The following is a 22,479-nucleotide window of genomic DNA, read 5'->3' on the forward strand; positions in this document are numbered from 1 at the left end:
AAAAAGCTACCGGCGATTGTTATAATTTCATATTTGGTCAAAACATTCGTACTTACAAAATTATTTGAAATATTCAGAACTGAACCGGGCGCACAAAACACCATGTTTAAGATTTCACACTACATAATAATAGCGTTGGCAATAATTTTGGGATTTATAACAATACAATTAAGAGAATTTATAACAATCGCCGGTAGCTTTTTGGCAATCGGTATAGGTTTTGCATTAAAAGATCTTGCATCAGATTATGTAGCAGGCTTATTTATACTTATAGAAAGACCTGTAGAGATTGGAAATTATATTCAACTTGATGAACATACAATTGGTACGGTACAAAAAATATCCGCCAGAGCCACAACTATACGAACCGCCAGAAATTTTTCAATTATAGTTCCAAATAAAGATCTGGTTTCAAAACAAATAATTAATTGGGGTGATGGTAGGATATCGGTTGGCTTTGAATTGAGAGTTTCGGTTGATTACAACCAAAATCTTGAACGAGTAAAAGAAATTTTACACAAAACAATCCAAAGTCATGATGCTATTTTAAAAGTACCTACCACAGTTATTAGAATTGAAGATTTTGGCGATAGTGGTGTAAATTTTTTCATAAGAGCATTTATAAGCGCAAGAAGAGTCCGTGAACAATGGGATATTTCAAGCGATTTACGATTCGCAATAATGAAAGTATTTAAAGAAAACAATATAACAATTCCATTTCCACAAATTGTTGTTCATAGAACGGACGAAAAAGCTATTAATTCTATAAAATAGATATAAAAAGTAATGGGCATATTAATATGCCCATTACTTTAAAATTAATCTTTTGATTCTACTCTTTTAAGCTTGCTTTTATTTTTCTAATCATTTTATCAATAAAATTAATTATTGGAGATGCATTTATTTTCACTAATCCAAAATATGTAAGAGCAACACCAACAGTAAAAAGAATAATATTTAAAATAATTTTGTAAGTGAAACCAAGTAATACCAAGCCTGAAATTACAGCCAAAATTCCAGTCATATTATTTAAAAACCATTTTCCAACTTTTCCAGTTTCTGCCATTATTTCTCCTTTAATTAATAAAAATCTTTAAAGTAAAAGAATGCTAACAAAAAAAAATATTTTTTTTCAAGATAATTTATTTTTAAATTTTTTAATTATGCAAAAGCTGTAATAATTTCAAAAGCCAAACCGACCAAGGCAATTGTTCTATCTATCTTTTTTTTCGTCCAATTGATTCCAAAACATGTACATTCTACATCATCTTTATGCTGATATTTTAAAAATTTTTCTGCATCTTCCAGCGTAATTAAAATCATAGGCACTCTTTTATCTTCAATAATTATCTTTTGTCCTTTATTTTCAATATTTTTAGAACTACTTGAATAACTTTGTGTAGAACTTTTTTTTGATGTATCAGAACTTAATAATTCGCTTTTTGAACTACTATCTGAACTGTACGATTCATCATCATCTTCTTTTTCAGGTATGTTTTTAAGTTTATTTGTTTTTATTGGTGTTAACTCAGGTCTATCGTTTTCATCATATTTAATATTACCATCTTCATCATAAGATACGACACTAAATTCTTTTTTTATAATTCTACTTTTACATGCACCTGCTATCGGGCTGTAATTAAGATTTTCAACTAAATCTATAGAAACAACAGATTTTATATATTCATTTATTTCTTCAAAAATATCACTAATAACTTTTGCACCCAAACCAACAGTTACAATAGTTATTTTCTCATTTATATTTTTATCAATATTTTCAATATCTTCAATTAATCGCTCTCTGAAATCTCTAATATTTTCTCTATAACACAGACGTATATCATTTTCATCCATAACTTTATTGATAAGTTTGGTTTCATCATCTTCGAACTTAGTATTTAGCATAAGAAATAAAAGTAAGTAATTTTTTTCGCAATTTTCTTCATCTTCATTTAATAAAACTGTATTTTTTTCTTTTATTTCCAAATTAAACTTATCGTAAATTTTTTGAATTTTTTCTCTGTCATATTTATAATCAAAAAGACTTGACTGAGTTGGTCCATAAACAAAAAGTATTGGATTATAAGATTTAAGAGAAAAAAAGATAAAAAACAACAAAACAAAATACCTAGAAATCTTCATACAACATCCCCCTATAAAATACCCCAAAATGTCCAAGCTATAAGCAATTTAGTATTTTTATGTACACTTTTGCAACAAAAATGTTTTTTAGAAAAAGTATTTGGAATAATTAAATAATTATATGTAAATATAAACAATTAATAATCTATTTAGAGTTAGCTATAAACGATGTCATCAAATGGGCTAATGATAGATTTGATAAAAATCTGTCTGTAAAATATAAAAATAGAAAGATTGATAATAAAAGAGAGCTTCTTATGGTCTGCGCTCTTCTCTTTTTCCAGAAATATCAGATTTAGAAATTTTAGGTTTTAAAGCAGTAATTCTTATTGATAAATATGATACCATTTTATCTTTTGAGGGGTTAGCCTTTTCAATTATATTATTAAATCTATCTTTATATTGCATTTTTGCATCTAAAACAATATTTCCTTTTAATTCAGTATAAATCCGTATACTAAAAGGTAGTAATAAGTATAATAAAGTAATTGCCGACTCTTTATCCCCATCAATCAATTCTTCAGATTTTTTCAAAATATCGTCGATAAGCTTTGGATTATATGTAACCTCTTTATTCGATTGTGTATAAATTAAACCATCGAAAAATAAATCTCCAAATTCTTTATTCAATGATATTATTTCATCCAATACATTTATGCCTATTTCATGCTCTTGTAATTTTTTTATTAAATTTTTTAAATTAGCAATAATTGCTGGGTCACAATACATTCTAATTAAAAAATTAACTGCTGAAATTGCTCTTTTTTTAAAATCCCAATTATTAGAGTCTAAATCCTCTTTTAGTTTTGTTATAATCACATCTCCTTTTTTTTCAAAAAGAATCTCCAAAATATTTCTAGACCGTTTTTTAATATCCTTTATCTGATCCAATGATTCTCGTGAAAAAAAAGTTGATTCTACATATTCCAATATTTTATACACAACTTCTTTTGACGCATTATCAAAAAAAGACGTTTCACAAAGTTTTTCAACAAAAACATTCAAATTATAATTGAAAACAAAATAAAACTTCTTTTTTTTATCTCTAAAACCATCCAATATTTCAATATATTTTAAAAAAATATCTTCCGTAAAAATATCTACATTATTAAATAAAATACTAGTAAAATCCGAATTCTTTTTTTGTTGTTCTTCTGAATTATTAAATTCTTTTTCTAAAAATTTAAGATATTCCCATACTTCTTTTTGTATATCAATAGATTGCAATTTTTCAAAACTATCATCTTTTCGCTTAGCAATGTATGCATCTCTATTTTCTAGCATTTGTTCTTTGAAATAAACTCCTTCTTCAGGATATTTTTCAGAAAATCGTTTAACTATATGCTCGGTATAATAATATAGATCAGGATTGTTTAAAGAAAGATCTCTAATTTTATCCTTTAAAGCTTTTGATAATATATAATTTTTATTAGGATTAAGGATTACTTGAATATATGTCATCAGTTTTTTAATATTATCCTGACTATATATATTTTTAGTTTTCAACATTTCGTCTAATATCTTTTCGAATTGTGATTCAGTTAAATGTTCTATTTTTTCATTGTTAAAAACATCTTCATCTTTAACAATAATATTTTTGTCATAAAAATTATCCAACAAATTAAATTCTTTTATATAAGCTAATACTTTAGAAGAAATAAATAATTGTTGTTCGATATAATTATATAAAAGGTTTTTAAAAATTGTTTTTAAATCCTCATCAACTTGATCTAATTTTTTCGCAAATTTTTCAAATATAATTTCAATAAATTTTTCGTTTGTATTTGTATATATCTTTTCATACCAATTTTTATCATTGTATAAAGTATTCAACGTCCTAAAACATTTTTTTTTATAAAAATTATCAGTTGGCTTATCTAAGTATTCATCAATATTTTTAAGCATTATTTCCTGAAAATAAGTTTCAGGAAATAAATTTTCAAAGAATGAAATAAAAAAAGAATCAAGTAAATAAAAATTTAGTAAATCACTATTTTTCAGAAAAATATTTTTAAATTTTTCTATCAATTTTAGGTCTGATTCGCTTTTATTTTTTTTGTATATTAACAGACGCGCAAAAAAACGCAGTATATTTATTTTATATATATTGGAAAACTCTTCAAAGTTATCCAATATATTATTTGATATATTTTCATAATCTTTGCATTCTCTTAATTTTAAAGCATATTTAAGATCACTACGGGCCATTACACCCAAACAAAATTCACAAGCAGCCTTATATTCATCTATGTTTTCAAAAATTTTTTTTACAATACTAATAAAATTTTCATTAAATATATTATCTTTTGCTATTGATTTATAATTCTGAGCCGATTTATCGGCGCTACTTATATATTTTATTAATGAATCTACAGGATCATTTGAATATTTTAATGTATCTGGAATATCTTTTTTAATATAATTTATAGCGTATTCTTTTTGACTTAAAATATATTTTTTTACACCGCCTATCCATTCATCTACCGAGCTATAATCACACATTTGATAATTTTTATCATATTCACTTTCTTTAGTTAAAATTGCGTCATCCAAAGAATCCACATATAAATAATCAAAAAAATATCTCTTGGTTAATTCTTCATTTCCAAGAATACGTTCTTTGGTTAACAAATTATATATACTACTTATTATTGATTTATAAAATTCATTTATATCCAAGGCAACAGCCTTACTAGAATAATGATACGATAATAATATATGATAATTAATAGTGGCTGGAATTGCTCTAAAAATAAAAGGCGATTTTACTCTTTGTTCCTTTTGATATTCATATCCATAATCTTTATTAATAAAAAAGATTTTTATTAAATCATTGGCTTTTAAATATTTTTCAAAGATTTTTAAAAATTTGGGAAACAGATCCTTAAAATCTTTTTCTGAATAAATAAAGTCTGATTTTATAGATGCAAAATAGACTTGCCTAATAAATGCCGCAAAAATTGTTCTATAACGATTATTGTTTTTTAAAAATAAATTTTTAATCCGCTCTTTATTACAATTAAATTCATATATCTTATCAAGAATAACTGAAACACAATCTGTTTTTGCTATTGAAACTAATAACTCAAATACTGTTGGACGGTATCCTTCATCCCAAAATACAATACTTTCTGTATTAAGCTTTTTTATTAACTCATCCGCATTTTTTATAGCAATGAATTCTTTTTTTAAATCTTCTATATATCCAGAATATTTAGGTGCCGGCTTTATAAAAGAGACAGATGTAAAAAAATAAATTCCAAGCAATATAACTAAATATCGTTTAAAAATATTTTTCATAAAATTCTCTTTTTTAAAGATTGGCTCTTGACTAATAATTTCTTTAAAATTTACTAATTATTTTTACTATATAATATTTTTTTAAAAAATAGATAACAAAAAAAACATCTCTTGAATTTAACGTTATTTCAAATTATTCTTACTGGCGTCCCCAAGGGGATTCGAACCCCTGTTACAAGAATGAGAATCTTGTGTCCTAGACCGGGCTAGACGATGGGGACATATTTAATCTGAAAAATTATCGTGAAATTTATCTCTGAATCTATAAACATAAAAAAGGGCTCTATTCGCATTTTTAAGCTGCAAACCCTTAAATATAAGATACAAACCGAAAGCAGCAATAGCCATTTTGATGATAAAAATACCGGCAACAAAAAAAACTATTAAACTACCAAGAAATATATAAAGAAAACCCTTAAAACCATTATCCATAATAACCTAAACTTGGAAAATTTGGCGTCCCCAAGGGGATTCGAACCCCTGTTACAGGAATGAAAATCCTGTGTCCTGACCAGGCTAGACGATGGGGACATAAATATTGCCAACCGTTTGGTTGGCCTGCCAGCCAAAGCCACGAAGGGCGTAGACTGGTGAGCCGCGTAGGAATCGAACCTACGACCCACAGCTTAAAAGGCTGTTGCTCTACCAACTGAGCTAGCGGCTCCTGTGTTTTACACAATGAAAAATTTACAAGAATTATAACACACTGTCAAGAAAATTGGCTTTTTATAATTATTTTAATAACAAAAGTTTAAAAATATTTAGCCTAAAATACGACTCACAACAAAACAATAAATTGTTACCCCTAAAATATCCATTAAAGTTGCCAAAAAGGGTGCTGCCGAATGTGCCGGATCCAAATTAAATCGTTCCAATAATAATGGCAAAACCGTTCCCAAAATCATAGACACCATTATTATAAAAAACAAAGCTATGGCAACAGCAAATGCACTCATTAGATCTTGTTTAAATAAAAAAACTCTTGTAAATGCAACGACAACTAAAATAAGTGATACAAAAATGGAAACACCAAATTCTCTTAATAAAACTCTCAATCCATCTTTTCTTGATATTTGTCCAGTTGCAAGACCTCGGATAATAATAGCAGAGGATTGATTGCCGGCATTACCGCCCGTACCGATCAGCATGGTTAAAAACATTGGTATTATAAAATATTTATCAACAACATAGTTATAACCGGAAAGAATAAAGCTTGATATGCTTTGCAATAAAAGAAGCCCAACAAGCCAAGGTGTTCTTTGCCAAACAAATTTCCATAATGGTGTTTGTAAATATTCATCTTCAGATGGGCTTAATCCTGACATTTTATAAACGTCTTCACTAGCCTCTTCTTCTAAAACTTCGATAACATCATCTGCAGTAATTACACCCAAAAAATTATTTTCATTATCTACAACAGGTGCACTTAATAATCCATAGTGACTAAATTGATTTGCAACATCTTCCTGATCTTGATTTACATTAATTACCAAAACATTTTTACGTATTATATTTTTCAATACCGTTTCAGGCTTGTTTACAACAAGGTCCCCTAAAGTTATATTTCCTAATAATTTTTGGTCCTGATCGGTAATATAAACAACTTTTAATAACTCCTGTTTTTCGCCCAAACGCTGCAATATTGATAAACTTTTTTTAATGGTAAAATCTTTTTGCAAGTTTATCACTTCCGAATTCATTATTCGTCCGGCAGAATCGGGCTTAAAATTAAGTCGTGAAATTATATCAGATCGCTGTTTTTTCTGTAAAAGTTTTAAATATTTTTTTAAATCTTCATCAGATAAACTATCAAAAAGTTTTATGATTGTTTCTGTCGGTATTGTTTTTAATAATTCCGAAGAAGCCTCATCTCCAAGATTAACAAGTAAATTTGCCTGACTGTTTTCGGATAATTCATTAAAAACTCGAGTTTTTAAATTATGTGAAAATTTTTTGAATAATAATAACTGTTCTTTTTCATTAATCACACTATCAAAAAACAATGCTATATCCGCGGGGTGCTGACTAACTAAAAGATTAAACAGGTCTGTACCTAGAGGTGTTTTTTCTTTTATTACATCATCCAAATTTTTTTCTATTTGAAAGAATATTTTTTTTAACTTTAACACAAAACCCCCTTATTTTATTTATACTACTAAGCATGTATTTTTGAGATAAAGGCTTATTTGACATTAAACTATTATAAATAATACTAAATATATGCAAATTATTAAATAGATAAAATGTTTTGGGGTCGAATCTGTGAAAAATAAGCAAAAAATAGATAAAACAGATATAATTGTTTGCGAAAAAGAAGATCTAAGCAACTCTCGCTTGGATAAATTGTTATTTGCAAAATACCCGGACTATTCAAGATCTTATTTCCAAGACTTAATTAATCAAGATTTAATATCCGTTAATGGAAAAAAAAATATAAAATCAAGTTATAAAATTAAAGAAAATGACAAAATAGAAATAAATTTTCCTAAAATAACTCAATATAATGTTAGCCCGGAAAATATTGATCTTGAAATTATTGATATTCAACCTGATTTCATCGTCATAAATAAGCCTGCAGGTTTGGTTGTTCACCCTTCAGAAAACAATAAAGATGAACTAAGTATAGTTCACGGTCTTTTATACAAATTTAAAGAATTTGAAGATTTTAATGACAATCAACGTCCCGGAATTGTACATAGAATTGATCGTGGCACGTCAGGTCTTTTATTGGTTGCAAGAAATATAAAATCACAGATAAAAATATCCAATATGTTTAAAGATAGATTAATAAAAAAAACATATCTTGCAGTTGTTAAAGGTCATCCACCAAAGGAAGGTAAAATTGATTATCCTGTTGGACGCCATCCATTAAAAGGACATTTAATGAGTCACAAAAGCCATGATGGCAGGCCGGCATTAACTTATTACAAAGTACTGCAATATTACAAAGATGAATCTTTAGTTGAAGTAAGAATTGTAACAGGCAGAACTCATCAAATTCGAGTACATTTTGCAGCAATCGGACATGGTCTTATTGGTGATGAAAGCTATGGCTATTTATCAAAATTAATATCTAGACCGGCTCTTCATGCTTACAAGTTATCTTTTACTTATAAAGATACTCTTTTTGAATATGAAAAAAGCGCGCCTCAAGACATTCAATATTTATTAAATAATCTTGAGAAACGCTAAAAATTACTTAACTTTTTCTTTTAAATCTTTAAAAAAATCGACTAATTTATTCTTAAAACTAACAGATGTTTCTTTTATTACCTGTGTATTTGTTTTACTTTTTTGTGTAATCAAATTCATTGCTTGTCGGACACAATTTTTTTTCAAAAGCTCAAATTGATCCAAATATTTTTTACACGCCAATTTATCTGCTGTACAAATTACATTTTCGTAATTTCTAGCATCTGCTTGAACTGTCCAATTAAAAGATCCTGTAATTAATTCGTCATCGATAATTACAAATTTATTATGCATAATCTGTTCTGAGTGATTTCTTTTTTTCTTTAAACTACTTTTATATACAAATATATCAACGCCATTTTCTTTTAAAAAATCTACCTTACCATATTCATACTCAAGGCATGATTGATCCGTTACAACCTGAACATCCACACCCCTTTTAATCTTTGCATCAGCCAAGGCTTGAGCTATTTTTTTATCGGTAATCATATAAACAGCAGCATAAATTTTGGATTTTGCATTATTTAATTCTTTAATTAAATTTTTACTCACATTATCATTTGGCGAAAACCAAATTTTTACATTCGATTCGACATTAGCTGCACTGCAATTAAAGAAAACTAATAAAAAAATAATAACTAATCTTTTTAAAAAAATATTATGTTTCATCATATATTCCCATTCTTTATCTATTTTGTTTTAAAAAAAACTATTTTTTTATACTTTATTAAAAAAAAATTTTATGCAATGCTCTCAATAAAAACAAGGAGAAGTTTTTAATGAAAAAGGTAGTTTTATATCTATTATTTATTACTTCAATAATATACATACAAAAATCATTTGCAAAAAAAACAGAAATTTTAATTTCAAATATCTATAATCAAATAAATCAAGATCTACTGAATATTAAAAAAGAATATCCTCAAACACAGCCAAAAGTTTATTCATTACTTGATCAAGTCTGTAAAATGTATCAAGCATCAAAGATAACTATAGAAAAAAAATCTAAAATTAAAAGTGAATTAAAATTAAAAAATGCAGAAACTTTGGCATTAAAAAATGAAACAAGTATGTTAAAAAATAATTTAAAAAGCATAGAAGGTAAGTTGAATAACACACAAAAAGAGTTGGAAACAAAAAGTAAAACTCTTGCAAAAAGTGCATATCTTTTAAACTCAATAAATAAAGAAAAAGAACAAATTCAAAATCAGGTAAGTCAATTACAAGAAGAACATAAACAGCTATTATTAAAAACAGAAGAATTAAATAATATAGAAAAACAATCGCCTCAAAATTTATCTAAAAATAGCCTATTAAAAGACAATCAAAGTGCAACTCTGACTTCAACTTCAGCTCCTATTTCATCCCTTTGATCTTTTAGTAACCGTAGATTGATATCATCTGTTAAAAAATAATCAAGTTGTACTGAGAGATCATCTTTTAAATTAAAATCTTTTTGTATTTTTGCATGTAACTGATCACTTAAATCCACATCCAAACAACCATTAAACCCACTTTTACCTGAATTATTAATAAAATTTGGAGTTATCTGTATATAACGAAATGGGTTTAAAATTTTTTTTAAAAAATTATCAGATTCATTATTGGCTATAATACTACTTAAATTTTTTTGTAATAAAAATGAAAATTGTGATTGTAAGTTCATATCATTTGAACCGGACAGCAATAAACCCAATACCTGCTTTTTATCTAACTTTGGTAAAGACTCAAGTATAATTTTGGGATTACTTAAATATCCAGTAGCTTGAAGATTAATCCAATATTTACCAATTTTATTTTTTGCAACCAAATCAATAATAGGATCATTTAAATTATTCGGTAAAAACTGAATTTTACCATAATCAATATTAAGTTTTTTATCTAAAAAATTTAAGGATCCATCTGTGATATTTAAATTTCCGGCAAATAGATAATTTACGAACCCGTCTTTTTGCAGACAAGTTTTCATATTTAGATTTGCATCGATATTTAAATCAAAAAGGCCGCCTTTAACCTGTAAGGGTGTTTTTGTTAAAAGATTTAAGTCAAAATTAATTAAATTTTTGTTTTCCAAATAACCCATATTATGAATATTTTTGTTTTGAGATTCAATATTTATCAAACTGCTATTTAAATAACTTTTAGTAAAATTAATATCACCGGTAATACAAAAATTTTTATTGTTATTACCTGTTAAAATTAAATTTGCATCAAAAATAGAATAAAAATATCTATTAATATTAAATAAAAAATTATTGAAATTAAACGGTATATTAAGATTTTTTATGCAAAATTTTTCATCGAAGTTTATATATCCTAAATTAGAATAAATATTACCCTTAAAAAATTTTATATTTAAATCACTTAAAATTAACTCTTTAAAATTGTTTTTGATTAAAAAATCAAAATTTAAATTTTCTATCGGATTATAAGTATCTTTAAATAATATTTTACCGTCACTAAAAATAATTTTTCCACTTATATTTTCGAATTTAGTTTGATCTATTAAAAAACTCAAGCTATTAAGCCTACCCAAAATAAGTTTCTGCAAATTTACAGGTAAAAGTTTTTTTAATGCTAAAAAATCAATATTACCGTACAAAATCTTATCTATATTATTTTTAACTTTCGCATCTATAAATTTTTTATTGTTTTTATAAAATAAAATTTTTTCTAAAAATATTTCAGGGTAAAAATTCAAATCCAAATTTACTTTATATATAGACTCACCAATATTCATGCTTAATTTATTTTTAGCTAAATCAAACAAAATATCACCAACAAAATTTGTTTTGCCTGACGGTAATATAAAATCAAATAGCTCAAATTTGCCATTGATCGTTTTAAGATCATAAAATAAATTAAATTTTAAGTTACCGGTCAAAAAATTATTACTAATTTTAAGATCAAAAATTTTAGCAATATTAGCTAAATTTTCTACGTTAGCATTACCAAAAATATTAATATTTTCTGATAAAAAACTTATATTCAAATCAAGATTTTCAGAGCTTATATTTAAAATATTTTTATCAAAACTAACTCTATATTTTTGAATAGTATCAAAGCCGTTAAATTCAAACATACCATTGGTACATAAATCTGAAAAAACAATATTTGTTTTAAGTTTTTTAATTAAAATATTTTTTTTGTAAAAAATAGTACCATTATTTAAATTCAAATATCCGGCCCAATATTTATTTGCGAAATATTTTAATGAAATATTACATGGAAAATTAAATATAATTGGATAATTAACATCAATAACTTCAAAAATTACATTTTTTATATTTAAAGAATTTATCTTTACATTTATATCCGAATTATTTAATAATATATTTTCAAAATGATCTTTGATTACAGGAATATTATCTTTAAGCTCAGATTTTGTATTAATATTTTCAAAAACAAGATCCAATAGAAAAATTTTCTTAAAAATAAGATTTAACCTACTAAATTTAATAAAAAGTTTACCAAAGCTCCAAGAGAATTTATTATTGCTATCTAATTTAGAACTAACAATACCGGTTTTGATATAAATTTGGCCTGTAAAAAAATTAATCCTGTAGTCTTTTACGTTAATATCCACGCTCCAACTACGCTCTAAATCTTTTTTTAATATATTAAATATTTTTTTCTGCATTTCAGGGTTTTCTTGAACGATCCATGCTAATGCAAACAAAAAAACAATTACTAAAAAAATAAATTCAAATATATTCAGTTTTTTTATTTTGAAGAGATCCATTTTTTATTCTGATATTTGTATTTTATTATAGTAGCAAAAGGTGACACGGAACAACCAAGCGACATTAAATTCTTTTTATCTTTAGTAATCATATAAGCATTTCCGGAAGCAATTCTACCATCGGTAAAAAAAATTATTTCAAATAAATTTTTATCTATTTTTTTAAAAGTTATAGGAACCGTAATTTTATTCTCAGGTTTTGACGGAGGACCATAGACATTATCAAAAACACCAAACTGTATTTTATCAGGTAAAATATAATTTTGTTTCTTACCAAATTTACCGAGATATTCGTAACTATTTAAATCAATATTAAAATATAATTTTTGTTCTTCGCCTGAAGTAATTGCTTTTTGTTGTAAATAATAAAATGTAGAGAACAACTTATCAACTTCATTTTGTAAAATAAAATTATCTAAAAAATTAAATTTTGGAAGTGAAACAAAAAAAAGTATGGATAAAACCGAAATAACAACTATCAATTCAAAAAGTGAAAAAGCTTTATCCATAGTTTTTTATTTTAATCCAAAGCCTGATCTATATATGCAACATTTAAAACTTCATCCAAAGATGTTTGGCCGTTTTTTACTCTTCGAATTCCATCTTGCGCCAAAGTAACCATACCTTTTTCTATGGCTTTTGATTTTATCACATTTGCATCAGCTTTTTCCACAATCAAATGCGCAATTTCATCATCGACTTCCATTACTTCAAAAATACCCAATCGACCTCGATATCCGGTATTAAAACATTCTTCACATCCAACCGATTTATAAAATTTTATTTGGTTTAATTCAGATTCCGGCAATCCAAGACGCTTAATCATATCAGGCTCAGGCTTATATTCTTGCTTACATTTATCACAAAGTTTTCTAACCAACCGTTGAGACATTATACATATAACCGATGATGAGATTAAAAATGGTTCTATACCCATATCAATTAAACGCGTAATTGTTGCCGGAGAACTGTTTGTATGAATGGTACTCAAAACAACGTGACCAGTTAAAGCCGCCTGAGTTGCAATTTGAGCCGTATCTTTATCTCGTATTTCACCAATAAGTACAACGTCCGGATCTTGACGTAAAATCGAACGTAGCGCCGCGGCAAATGTTAATCCGATATCTTCTTTAACTTGAACTTGATTTACCCCTGTAATCGTATACTCTACAGGATCTTCAACCGTAATTATATTAATATCCGGTTTATTTAATCGAGAAAGTATTGAATATAACGTTGTAGTTTTACCAGATCCGGTAGGACCGCTTATTAAAATTATTCCATTGGGTCTTGTAATATTTCGAGAAATCACTTCAAGGTCACGTGTTGAAAAATCAAGATGTTCAAGATCAACGGCACCTTTAGTTTTATCAAGCAAACGCATAACAACTCGCTCGCCATAATTGCAAGGCAATATCGACACACGAATATCTATTGCCTTATCCCCTACTTTTATCTGAATTCTTCCATCTTGTGGCAATCTTTTTTCAGCAATATCAAGATTTGCCATTATTTTAATACGTGAAACAATGGCTCCCTGAAATCTTTTTGGAGGCAACACTCTTTGATACATAACACCATCAATTCTGTATCTAACGCGAAGTTCTTTTTCGAAGGCTTCTATATGAATATCAGAAGCATCTTCTTTTACAGCCTGAAATATCATATGATTTACAAGCTTTACAATTGGAGCTTCTTGAGCCATTTCCAAAATATCTCGTTCTTCTACTGCGGTTAAATCTATCTCGCCGGCCTCTTCTTCTTTTAACTCTTCCATCATTTCTTTACTTGTTTCCAAAGGATAATATTTGTTTATTGCTGCATTTATAATATCATCACTTGAAACGCCATATTTTACATCACCTGATAAAAGCAGTGAAATATCGTCCAATGGCTGAATATCTCTTGGATTGGACGTAACAACAGTTTTAAATCCTTCAAATAATATGGGTATAATTACATGCTGTCGCAAAAATTTTAATGGAATTTTGCTCAAAAGTTCTGTGTTGACCATTTGTTCAGTTATTTTATCCACATAAACAAATCCAACTTCTTGAGCTAAAACTTTTGCAATATCCATTTTGGATACCAATTTTTTTTCAATTATTATTTGGCTTAATGGCTTACCTGTTTGAGCCGATTCAGTAACGCAACTTTGGTGCTGTTCTTTAGAAATTAGATTCAATTCCAGTAAAATATCTTGAAAATTTTTCTTATTCATTAAAAACTCCCTTAATCGCCTGGGGTTTATTTTTTATAAAAAAAGGTTAACTTATTAAATACAAAACTATCGACATAATGAATCAGTTTACTTTTTTGCCAAATATAAAACAATAATTTAATATATTTAGCAATAAAGCTATTTTTTAATATTATTGGAGTAATAAATGCATAAGATAAATAATTTTAATTTAATAAAATTATCAAAAATAACACTTTTAGTTTTAATGTTAATAACAACACCACATTGTGCTAAAGAAGAAAAGAAAACAGAAGATCTCTCTTTTGATGAATTAAAACAAAAAACACTTGCTTCGTTAAAAGAAAAAAAATATAAAGAAGCTCTACAGCCATTGGAAGTTATGGTAGCACAACACGCTGAAAAAGATGATTTATCGGAATATAAACTAATGTTGGCCGACAGCTACTTTAACACAGGAAATTTACCTTCTGCATTTCAAATGTATGAACATTTTAAAGATTTCTATCCATCCGACAAACAAGCTGAATATGCTTATTATCAGGCTATAAAATCTAAATTTTACCAAACATTAAAAATAGATTGCGATCAATCTGACACACAAGAAACCATAAATTTATGTAAAGATTATCTTAGAAATCCTAGTTATTCAAAATATAAAAACGATATAGAAGATATAGAACATACATGCCAACGTAAACTAATAGACAAAGAAGTTTATGTTTATAATTTTTATCTAAAAAAAGGTAAATTAAAATCTGCTAAAAACAGGCTAACGTACCTAAAAGAAAACTATTTGGATAAAGATACCAATTTAAATCCAAGATTGCTTTACTTGGAAGCAAAGTTAGCTCAAAAAGAGAAAGATAATGATACTTTAGGAAAAAAAGTTGAACAATTAATGGAACAGTATCCGGAGTCTCCATTTACAAGAATGGCACAAGGGCTTTCGGTTAAAAACAACTTCATGTTTTAATTATGGATGAACGAACACAACTTGGCATTTTAGGCGAACAAGCCGTCGCTGACTATTTAAAAAAACAAAATTTTAAAATAGTTAATATAAATTACAAAACAAGATATGGCGAAATTGATATAATTGCGCAAAAAGATGAATATTTACTTTTTGTAGAGGTAAAAACCAGAATTAATGAATATTTTCCCATATCAAATGTAATAACATATACAAAGCAAAGAAAAATAATAAATACAGCTAAATTATTTATACAAATAAATAATATTTTTGATAAAGTTTGTAGATTTGACGTTGCTACTGCAATACTAAAAAATAATAAATTTGATATTAATTACATAGAAAATGCATTTCAAGATTATTAATAACTTGGGGTAAAGTCATGAAAAATTCATTAAAAGTAGGTTTAGGGTTTGGAGTAACATCCGGAGTAATTACAACTCTTGGATTAATGGTTGGGTTACATTCGGGAACACATTCAACGCTTGCAATAATCGGTGGTGTTTTAACCATTGCCATAGCCGACGCATTTTCAGATTCACTTGGCGTGCATGTATCACGAGAATTTGAAAATCAAACGAGTAAAAAAGAGATCTGGGAATCTACTGTTACAACATTTATTTCAAAATTTGTAATCGCTTTGCTTTTTATATTTCCAATACTGTTATTTAATCTTTGTTTTGCAGTCTGGGTAAGTATATTTATGGGTCTGTCTCTTTTAGCAATATTCAGTTACATAATAGCTAAAGAAAAAAAAGTAAAACCATTACCGGTAATATTTGAACACGTTGGCATTGCAACAGTTGTAATAATTATTTCTCAAATAGTTGGAACTGTAATAAGTAATAATTTTATTTAAAATATAAACAACTTATACTTCAATAGGTCGACTTATATTTAAAACTGTAGTTTTTGCGGGAGCACTAGGGTCTGCCTTTCTGAAAAAATTTATAGTCTCACCATTTTCATTAGCTAATAATGAAATATATCGAACACCAACACCAGAAAAATTTGGTGAGGTTAACACACGACTACATGGTTCATCGTTAACAGTTGAAGAATCTATAATTACCAATTCATAAATTTTATATTTTTGACCATTTTTTTCCCAATCTTTAACAAACTTAGGTACAGATAATGCAATAACTACATGCCCGGTATTTCCAAGTGGTTCTATTTTTTTTGTTGTTGTTTTTGAAATTATGTCTCCCGGTAAAATATTATTAATGTTTTTAATTAACTCCCAATATTCTTTTTGTTTTTTAAACGCGTTGTACATATCTATAACTTGAGGCCTTTTGCAGCTATCCCATTTACCATATTTATTTTTTTTGGGATATAAATCGCGAGCCTTAATAGAATCTTCCCAAAGAGTCCCCTCTATACTTTCCATTATTGATTTATAATGGACTTGCGAATACTTTTTTATAAGAGCACAAACAAAACCGGAGCAGTTACAATAAACATAATTATCTTTTTTATCATTTTCTTCGCAAAGAGAAAATCCTTCTATAATAGTTTCATTAACATATTTGGTTTCATACATACCATTTAGTATTTTTTCTAATAAGCCACAAGCACCATCAACAATTTGTTTAGACAATTTATTTGGGGCAAATTTTGTAGAATTTTTAATTTTATTAAACATTTTAGAATATTTTACACCATCTTCGTCAAAATCATCCCCAACAATATAGTTTTTATTTGTATTCCACCAGTTTTTGAAATTAAAGTTTTCCAAAACACAGTACAAATTACCAAAAAAAATTATTCCTAAAATAAAAAATATATTACGAAAGTTCACAAAATACCTTTCTACAAAATTTAAAACTCTAACAACTATATTGTTCCAAAAAATCTATCCCCAAAATCGCCCAACCCGGGAACAATAAATTTTGTGCTGTTTAATTTTTCATCTTGTTCAACGTAAATTAACTTAATTTTTGGAAATCTTGTTTTTATCTCATCAACGCCAATTTTTGAACAAATAACAGCAACAAAAATTATTTTTTCTTCCAAAACACCGATTTCTTTTAATATTTCTATTGCTTTTATTCCACTTCCTCCGGTTGCAATCATTGGATCAAGAATTATAACATCGTCCGTTTTTTTTATTTCAGGTAAATTTTTGTAATACAAATTTGCAATAGCCGTTTTTTCATCGCGTCTAAGACCTAAAAACCCAACTTTTGCATATTTAAAAAAATCTAAAAATTGTGGTAATAAAGATAATGCCGCACGCAATATTGGAACAATAACTATATCGTTTTTAAATTTTGTACCGATTGCATTACCCATTGGAGTATTAATATTAATTTTTTCTTTTTCAATCAAATCACCAGCATCACAGGCCAAAATATATGCCAAATCTTTTGCAATTTCTCTAAATTTTTTTATATCCGTACTTTTGTCTCTTAGAATAGAAAGTAACACTTTTTTCATAAAATATTCCCTTTATAAATATGTATTTTTTCAGTATTTATTAGAACTAAAAATAAATATTATTGTCAATAATGGTAAAATTATAGCCGTTAAATTTGCTTATGATACAACAAAAAACTATTTTTTTTCAAAAAAATTTACTTTATTCAAACCACAATCTTAGAATATCTATCCTTAAAATTAACTCCATGTTGAAAGGATATTGTCATGAAAAAATTAATTTGTATTTTATCAGTAATATGTATTTCGGTTTTTATAAAAAATACTTTTTCTATGAATAAAACTTCTAAATTTCCTGAATCAACTTCATTAAATGATCTCAGATCATCTTTAAATCCAGAAGATTTTACTAGAACAAAAAATAAAAAAACCAAAAAAACTACTTTAAGAAGACTAAAAAGTTCATCCAGTATTTTTCCAAAAAATGAAAAAAAATACATAATAATATTAAAAGGCGCACCGGCTACAGGAAAAAGCGAAGTATTAAACGCAATAAAAGACAGTTTTAATTCAAAAAAAATTGACTCAGAAATCATATATGTGGGAGAAACATCAACAGAAATTATAAAAGAATTACAAAAAAAAGTTGGTAAAAAATTTAAACTTGCAGATTTTTTAAAAGAAAAAGAAAATCTTTATTGGTTTCAAACGGAAATAATATTAAGACAACTGGAAAAAGAATCTCAAGCTTTAAAAAATGGAAATATAATAATTTTGGATAGATCGCTTATAGATATAAAAGCTTATATTAGCATATATTTTAAAGATGAATTAAAAACTATTAATAAAATAATTAAAAAACAGGATATAAAATTAAAAAATTATGAAATAAATTTTTTAGAAGCATTAAAATTACTTGAGGATGCAATTTCTCAAAAACATGAAAATTACAGATATCTTATAATTCCATTTAAATCAAAAGAAATAAAAACAAATAAAAAATTCGATGATCCTAATCGAGCTGAAACAAGTACAGAAGAAATAAAAGCAATAGAAAAAAAAATAAATAAAAAATATGAAAAATATTTAATAAAAAATCCGGAAAAAGATACTGAAGTTTCAGAAGAATTACCTTACACAGAACAAAAAAACCCAATATCTAAAAAAAGAAAAAGGGCTCAATTAGAAATAGGAAATTTTATAAATAAAAAAACATAAAACAATTTTGTGAAAATTATTATGGAAACAAAACCAACTAAATATGTTTTAACCGGCGGGCCATGTACCGGCAAAACTACAACAATTAATCACTTAGGCAAAATGGGTTATCAAACAATTCAAGAGGCCGCAAGTTTACTTATAGAAGAAGAAATAAAAAACGATATTCCTCTTTGGAAAAAAGATATAATTGCATTTCAAAAAAAATTAATACTAAAACAAATAGAATTTGAATCCCAAATAAATCCCGAAAAAATAACATTTATAGATAGAAGTATAATAGATACAATAGCTTACTGTAAAATTTTCAAAACCGAACCCACCAAAGAATTTGTTCATTTGGCAAAAACACACACATACACAAATATATTCGTTTTAGATTTTTTAAACTTTTACGAAACAAATGAAATAAGACTTGAAAACAAAAAAATAGCTAAAAAAATTCATCAAACTTTAATAAATACATATACAGAATTTGGATATGATCCAATTTTTATTCCGGCACTTGAATTATCAGACAGAATAAACTTTATTCTTAGTAAAATTTCAACCCAAGCTGTAAATCATTTTCAAGAAACCAGGCATCAAACAAGATTAAATATATAAAAAATTATGCACAAAAAAAGGGCTCTTAAATTAATAAGAGCCCTTTTGATTTTTACTAAAAGTTAAATTTTAGTAGCGACCGCCACGACCACCACCAAAACCACCTCTATCACCACCGTTGCTACGAGGTCCGCCGAAACCGCCGCGGCTTCCACCACGAGGTCCACCAAAACCACCGCTTCTAGGTCTGTCATTTGTCTTAGGCTTTGCAGGGTTTACTGTAATTGTTCTGCCCTGTACATCTGTTTCATTCAATGCTTCGATAGCTGCTTGTGCTTGTGCATCATCAGGCATTTCAACAAATCCGAAACCTCTTGATGTTCCTGTGAACTTGTCCATTATTATTGTAACTTTTTCAACTGTTCCGTATGCTGCAAAAATATCGCTTAATTCTTCTTCTTTGATACTTCTTGGTAAATTTCCAACGTAAATATTTGTCATTTTCTATATTTCCTTGTAATAAATAAATAATATTCTAAACAAAACCATCCATTTTAAACTTTAATTTAATCTAACTGATTCTTCTAATAAAGCCCTTCCATACATTTCAACTAACACTTCTCAGACTTTATTAAGAGACTAATTCTTGAATTAAGCTAGTATCTCCAATATGTCCTACGACCCAATTTCAACCCTCAAATACTACCATATTAAAATTAAAATTTCAATAAATACTCTCTATTTTAAAGATATTATGGTCGATTGACGCCCAACCCCGCCCTGATTTCTTCTATATGAATGAAAACGTTCATCGCAAATTGTACAATTATTATAACTGAAATTAATCTCTTGTTTTAAAACACCAAGTTCCATTAACTTCATCGCAACCAACTTTGAAAGATCAAAAAACATTTTATCTTCTTTTTTTATAATTACATCTTCAAAAAAAGATATTGTCTCTAAATTTTTAAAAAAATCGGCCTGAATTTCATAACAACAAACATTAGCGCATGCACCAAAATAAACAGTTAAATCTTTTGTATTTGTTTGATACAATTCTCGCATTTTCTCTACACAGTTTTCTATTATATTTGATATAGCGCCACGCCATCCGGAGTGAACTATTCCCAAAGCATGATGAACCGGATCATAAAAAACAACGGGTAAACAATCCGCCGTAAGAACTCCAATTCCAATATTTCGTTTATTTGTAACTATATAATCTCCGGTAAGCTCAAATAATAACATGTTTTTTTCTAAAAAATTTTGATCAACACAAACTCCGGAATTTCCGTGAACCTGCTTTAAAAATACAAGTTTCTCCAAATTTAAAGTAGATCCTGTTTTTTCAAAATAGTCGATATTATAATTTCCATCAGATTTTACACAATCATCTTTAATATCGCCAAAATAAATTTTAAAAGAGGCATCTTCGTGTAAAATCATAAAAACCTTTCAATAAAAAAGGGCTACCTAAAATATGTTGTAATTTATGTATAATTAAAATAATTTTAAATAGCCCAAATCAAAAAATTAAATATTTACCAGGTTGTCATTACTTTCGTCTTTTTCTTGCATTTTTCTAAACGTATCTTCTTCTGCTTTTTTTCTTAAAAATGTTGGTGTATCCAAATCTTGTAAATCAAAAGACTGCATAGATATATTACTTGGTGTGATTTTAAAATCAATATCTTCAATATTTTCTTCAATTTTTGGTTCTTCTAAATTTATACTGTTTACTTGATTAATTTCTTGCTTAAAATTGGCAACTTGTTGCTTTTGCTGATCTTTGACTGCAGGTTTAAAATCTTGAGGTTTTGTTTCAAATCCGGTTGCAATAACCGTTATCATAATTTCATTACCAATAGAAGGATCTATTACGGAACCCAATATAATTTGAGCATCAGGACTTACCATATCATGAATTAATGTTGCAGCTTCATTGATTTCTTGTAACCCTAAATCCGTATTTCCCGTAATATTAATAAGAACACCTTTGGCGCCCTTTATACTCATATCTTCCAATAATGGAGAATTAATTGCCTTAAGAACAGCATTTTTAGCTCGACCTTCACCATCAGCTCGACCTATGCCCATAATAGCCATACCCATATCTTTCATAACTTCTTTAACATCTGCAAAATCTACGTTAATATGGCCGGATTTCGTGATTATATCAGAAATACCTTTCACGGCATTTTTTAAAACATCATCTGACATAGCAAAAGCATTAAGCATAGATATTTTTGGATCCGCCGTTTCTAACAATTTTTGATTGGGAACTATTATTAATGTATCAACGGCTCCTTGTAAATTTTTTATTGCCTCTTGCGCATGCAATAAACGCCTATTACCTTCAAAATTAAATGGAGTTGCTACAACGGCAACAGTTAAAATCCCCATATCTTTTGCAGATTTAGCTATTACAGGCAACGCACCGGATCCGGTTCCGCCACCAAGACCCGCGGTCAAAAATAAAATATCCGAACTTGAAATTTTTTCCAAAATAAAATCTAAATCTTCTTCAGCGGCTCGTTTTCCAACTTCCGGTTTGGCACCGGCACCTAATCCCTTTGTTATTTTTGCACCAAGCTGTAATTTTTCATTTGCTAAAGACATATTTAAAGCTTGAGCATCGGTATTTGCAACTAAAAACTCAACTCTTTCCAACTCACCACAATTAATCATGCTATTTACAGCATTTCCGCCGGCTCCTCCGATACCCAAAACTTTTAAATTTGCACCTAAATTTTCATTTTTTTCTTCAACTGCTAGCTGTATCAT

22 protein-coding genes and 3 tRNA genes are annotated in these 22,479 nt (G+C 27.4%); 8 read left to right on the top strand and 17 right to left on the bottom strand.

The features are described from left to right. Positions 1-774 (top strand): mechanosensitive ion channel (locus tag KKE07_02220; protein MBU4269675.1); only part of this gene is annotated, 774 nt, incomplete at its 5' end. 58 nt (positions 775-832) lie between these two features. Here the strand turns inward: KKE07_02220 and KKE07_02225 are convergent. The 8 genes from KKE07_02225 to mgtE all read right to left on the bottom strand — a co-directional run bounded on the left by KKE07_02225 (position 833) and on the right by mgtE (position 7,571). Continuing rightward, positions 833-1,066: a hypothetical protein gene (locus KKE07_02225; GenBank protein MBU4269676.1), complete on the bottom strand. Its 234-nt coding sequence runs from the start codon at positions 1,064-1,066 to the stop codon at positions 833-835. A 95-nt stretch (positions 1,067-1,161) separates the two neighbouring features. After that, positions 1,162-2,142: an Atg1 family protein gene (locus tag KKE07_02230; protein ID MBU4269677.1), complete on the bottom strand. Its 981-nt coding sequence runs from the start codon at positions 2,140-2,142 to the stop codon at positions 1,162-1,164. 255 nt (positions 2,143-2,397) lie between these two features. Next, complete coding sequence (locus KKE07_02235; GenBank protein ID MBU4269678.1) at positions 2,398-5,442, bottom strand: hypothetical protein; 3,045 nt, start codon at positions 5,440-5,442, stop codon at positions 2,398-2,400. Positions 5,443-5,585: 143 nt separating this feature from the next. Next, positions 5,586-5,663, bottom strand: a tRNA-Glu gene (locus tag KKE07_02240). Positions 5,664-5,667: 4 nt separating this feature from the next. Beyond that, positions 5,668-5,874: a hypothetical protein gene (locus KKE07_02245; protein MBU4269679.1), complete on the bottom strand. Its 207-nt coding sequence runs from the start codon at positions 5,872-5,874 to the stop codon at positions 5,668-5,670. A 22-nt stretch (positions 5,875-5,896) separates the two neighbouring features. After that, positions 5,897-5,973, bottom strand: a tRNA-Glu gene (locus tag KKE07_02250). A gap of 57 nt (positions 5,974-6,030) precedes the next feature. Continuing rightward, a tRNA-Lys gene (locus tag KKE07_02255) sits at positions 6,031-6,106 on the bottom strand. 97 nt (positions 6,107-6,203) lie between these two features. After that, the gene (mgtE, locus tag KKE07_02260; protein ID MBU4269680.1) at positions 6,204-7,571 is read right to left on the bottom strand and encodes a magnesium transporter; all 1,368 of its coding nucleotides are present in this window, start codon (positions 7,569-7,571) and stop codon (positions 6,204-6,206) included. Positions 7,572-7,704: 133 nt separating this feature from the next. Here mgtE and KKE07_02265 point away from each other — a divergent pair, with 133 nt between their 5' ends. After that, the gene (locus KKE07_02265; protein ID MBU4269681.1) at positions 7,705-8,634 is read left to right on the top strand and encodes an RluA family pseudouridine synthase; all 930 of its coding nucleotides are present in this window, start codon (positions 7,705-7,707) and stop codon (positions 8,632-8,634) included. A gap of 3 nt (positions 8,635-8,637) precedes the next feature. Here KKE07_02265 and KKE07_02270 read toward each other — a convergent pair whose 3' ends face one another. Next, the gene (locus tag KKE07_02270; GenBank protein ID MBU4269682.1) at positions 8,638-9,303 is read right to left on the bottom strand and encodes a DUF1669 domain-containing protein; all 666 of its coding nucleotides are present in this window, start codon (positions 9,301-9,303) and stop codon (positions 8,638-8,640) included. Between the two features lie 110 nt (positions 9,304-9,413). On the opposite strand from KKE07_02270, the gene KKE07_02275 reads away from it, so the two are divergent. Next, positions 9,414-10,007, top strand: a complete 594-nt coding sequence (locus KKE07_02275; protein ID MBU4269683.1) for a hypothetical protein — start codon at positions 9,414-9,416, stop codon at positions 10,005-10,007. On the opposite strand, the gene KKE07_02280 is transcribed toward KKE07_02275, so the two are convergent. Genes KKE07_02280 through gspE form a run of 3 tightly spaced genes read right to left on the bottom strand, consistent with a single transcriptional unit; the run spans position 9,959 to position 14,597 of the window. Further along, positions 9,959-12,376, bottom strand: coding sequence for a translocation/assembly module TamB (locus KKE07_02280; GenBank protein ID MBU4269684.1), 2,418 nt, complete (start codon positions 12,374-12,376; stop codon positions 9,959-9,961). The two genes, KKE07_02275 and KKE07_02280, sit on opposite strands and share 49 nt — an antisense overlap. Continuing rightward, positions 12,358-12,885 (bottom strand): prepilin-type N-terminal cleavage/methylation domain-containing protein, encoded by a 528-nt coding sequence (locus KKE07_02285; protein ID MBU4269685.1) that lies wholly within the window; start codon positions 12,883-12,885, stop codon positions 12,358-12,360. Before KKE07_02285 ends, KKE07_02280 begins: the two co-directional genes overlap by 19 nt. An 11-nt stretch (positions 12,886-12,896) precedes the next feature. Next, positions 12,897-14,597 (bottom strand): type II secretion system ATPase GspE, encoded by a 1,701-nt coding sequence (gspE, locus tag KKE07_02290; GenBank protein MBU4269686.1) that lies wholly within the window; start codon positions 14,595-14,597, stop codon positions 12,897-12,899. 166 nt (positions 14,598-14,763) lie between these two features. Here gspE and bamD point away from each other — a divergent pair, with 166 nt between their 5' ends. From bamD to KKE07_02305, 3 genes are read left to right on the top strand one after another with little or no spacing between them, the layout of a single operon-like run. Beyond that, a complete protein-coding gene (gene bamD, locus KKE07_02295) occupies positions 14,764-15,552 on the top strand; it encodes an outer membrane protein assembly factor BamD (GenBank protein MBU4269687.1) in 789 nt (262 codons plus the stop codon). A gap of 2 nt (positions 15,553-15,554) precedes the next feature. After that, a complete protein-coding gene (locus tag KKE07_02300; GenBank protein ID MBU4269688.1) occupies positions 15,555-15,914 on the top strand; it encodes a YraN family protein in 360 nt (119 codons plus the stop codon). Positions 15,915-15,931: 17 nt separating this feature from the next. Further along, positions 15,932-16,408 (top strand): hypothetical protein, encoded by a 477-nt coding sequence (locus KKE07_02305; protein MBU4269689.1) that lies wholly within the window; start codon positions 15,932-15,934, stop codon positions 16,406-16,408. A gap of 12 nt (positions 16,409-16,420) precedes the next feature. Here KKE07_02305 and KKE07_02310 read toward each other — a convergent pair whose 3' ends face one another. Next, the gene (locus tag KKE07_02310; GenBank protein ID MBU4269690.1) at positions 16,421-17,353 is read right to left on the bottom strand and encodes a hypothetical protein; all 933 of its coding nucleotides are present in this window, start codon (positions 17,351-17,353) and stop codon (positions 16,421-16,423) included. Between the two features lie 35 nt (positions 17,354-17,388). Further along, positions 17,389-17,991: a uracil phosphoribosyltransferase gene (gene upp, locus KKE07_02315; protein ID MBU4269691.1), complete on the bottom strand. Its 603-nt coding sequence runs from the start codon at positions 17,989-17,991 to the stop codon at positions 17,389-17,391. Between the two features lie 207 nt (positions 17,992-18,198). On the opposite strand from upp, the gene KKE07_02320 reads away from it, so the two are divergent. Both KKE07_02320 and KKE07_02325 read left to right on the top strand, forming a co-directional pair. Next, complete coding sequence (locus KKE07_02320) at positions 18,199-19,149, top strand: ATP-binding protein (protein ID MBU4269692.1); 951 nt, start codon at positions 18,199-18,201, stop codon at positions 19,147-19,149. Positions 19,150-19,170: 21 nt separating this feature from the next. Further along, positions 19,171-19,755 carry an ATP-binding protein gene (locus KKE07_02325; GenBank protein ID MBU4269693.1) on the top strand — a complete coding sequence of 195 codons (585 nt, stop codon included), beginning with the start codon at positions 19,171-19,173 and terminating at the stop codon, positions 19,753-19,755. A 69-nt stretch (positions 19,756-19,824) separates the two neighbouring features. Here KKE07_02325 and KKE07_02330 read toward each other — a convergent pair whose 3' ends face one another. From KKE07_02330 to ftsZ, 3 genes are all read right to left on the bottom strand, one after another. Continuing rightward, positions 19,825-20,196, bottom strand: a complete 372-nt coding sequence (locus KKE07_02330) for an RNA-binding protein (protein MBU4269694.1) — start codon at positions 20,194-20,196, stop codon at positions 19,825-19,827. A 237-nt stretch (positions 20,197-20,433) separates the two neighbouring features. Further along, a complete protein-coding gene (pgeF, locus tag KKE07_02335; GenBank protein ID MBU4269695.1) occupies positions 20,434-21,141 on the bottom strand; it encodes a peptidoglycan editing factor PgeF in 708 nt (235 codons plus the stop codon). An 87-nt stretch (positions 21,142-21,228) separates the two neighbouring features. Further along, complete coding sequence (ftsZ, locus tag KKE07_02340) at positions 21,229-22,479, bottom strand: cell division protein FtsZ (GenBank protein ID MBU4269696.1); 1,251 nt, start codon at positions 22,477-22,479, stop codon at positions 21,229-21,231.

This window comes from Candidatus Dependentiae bacterium, assembly GCA_018897535.1.
Lineage (GTDB): Bacteria > Babelota > Babeliae > Babelales > UASB340 > UASB340.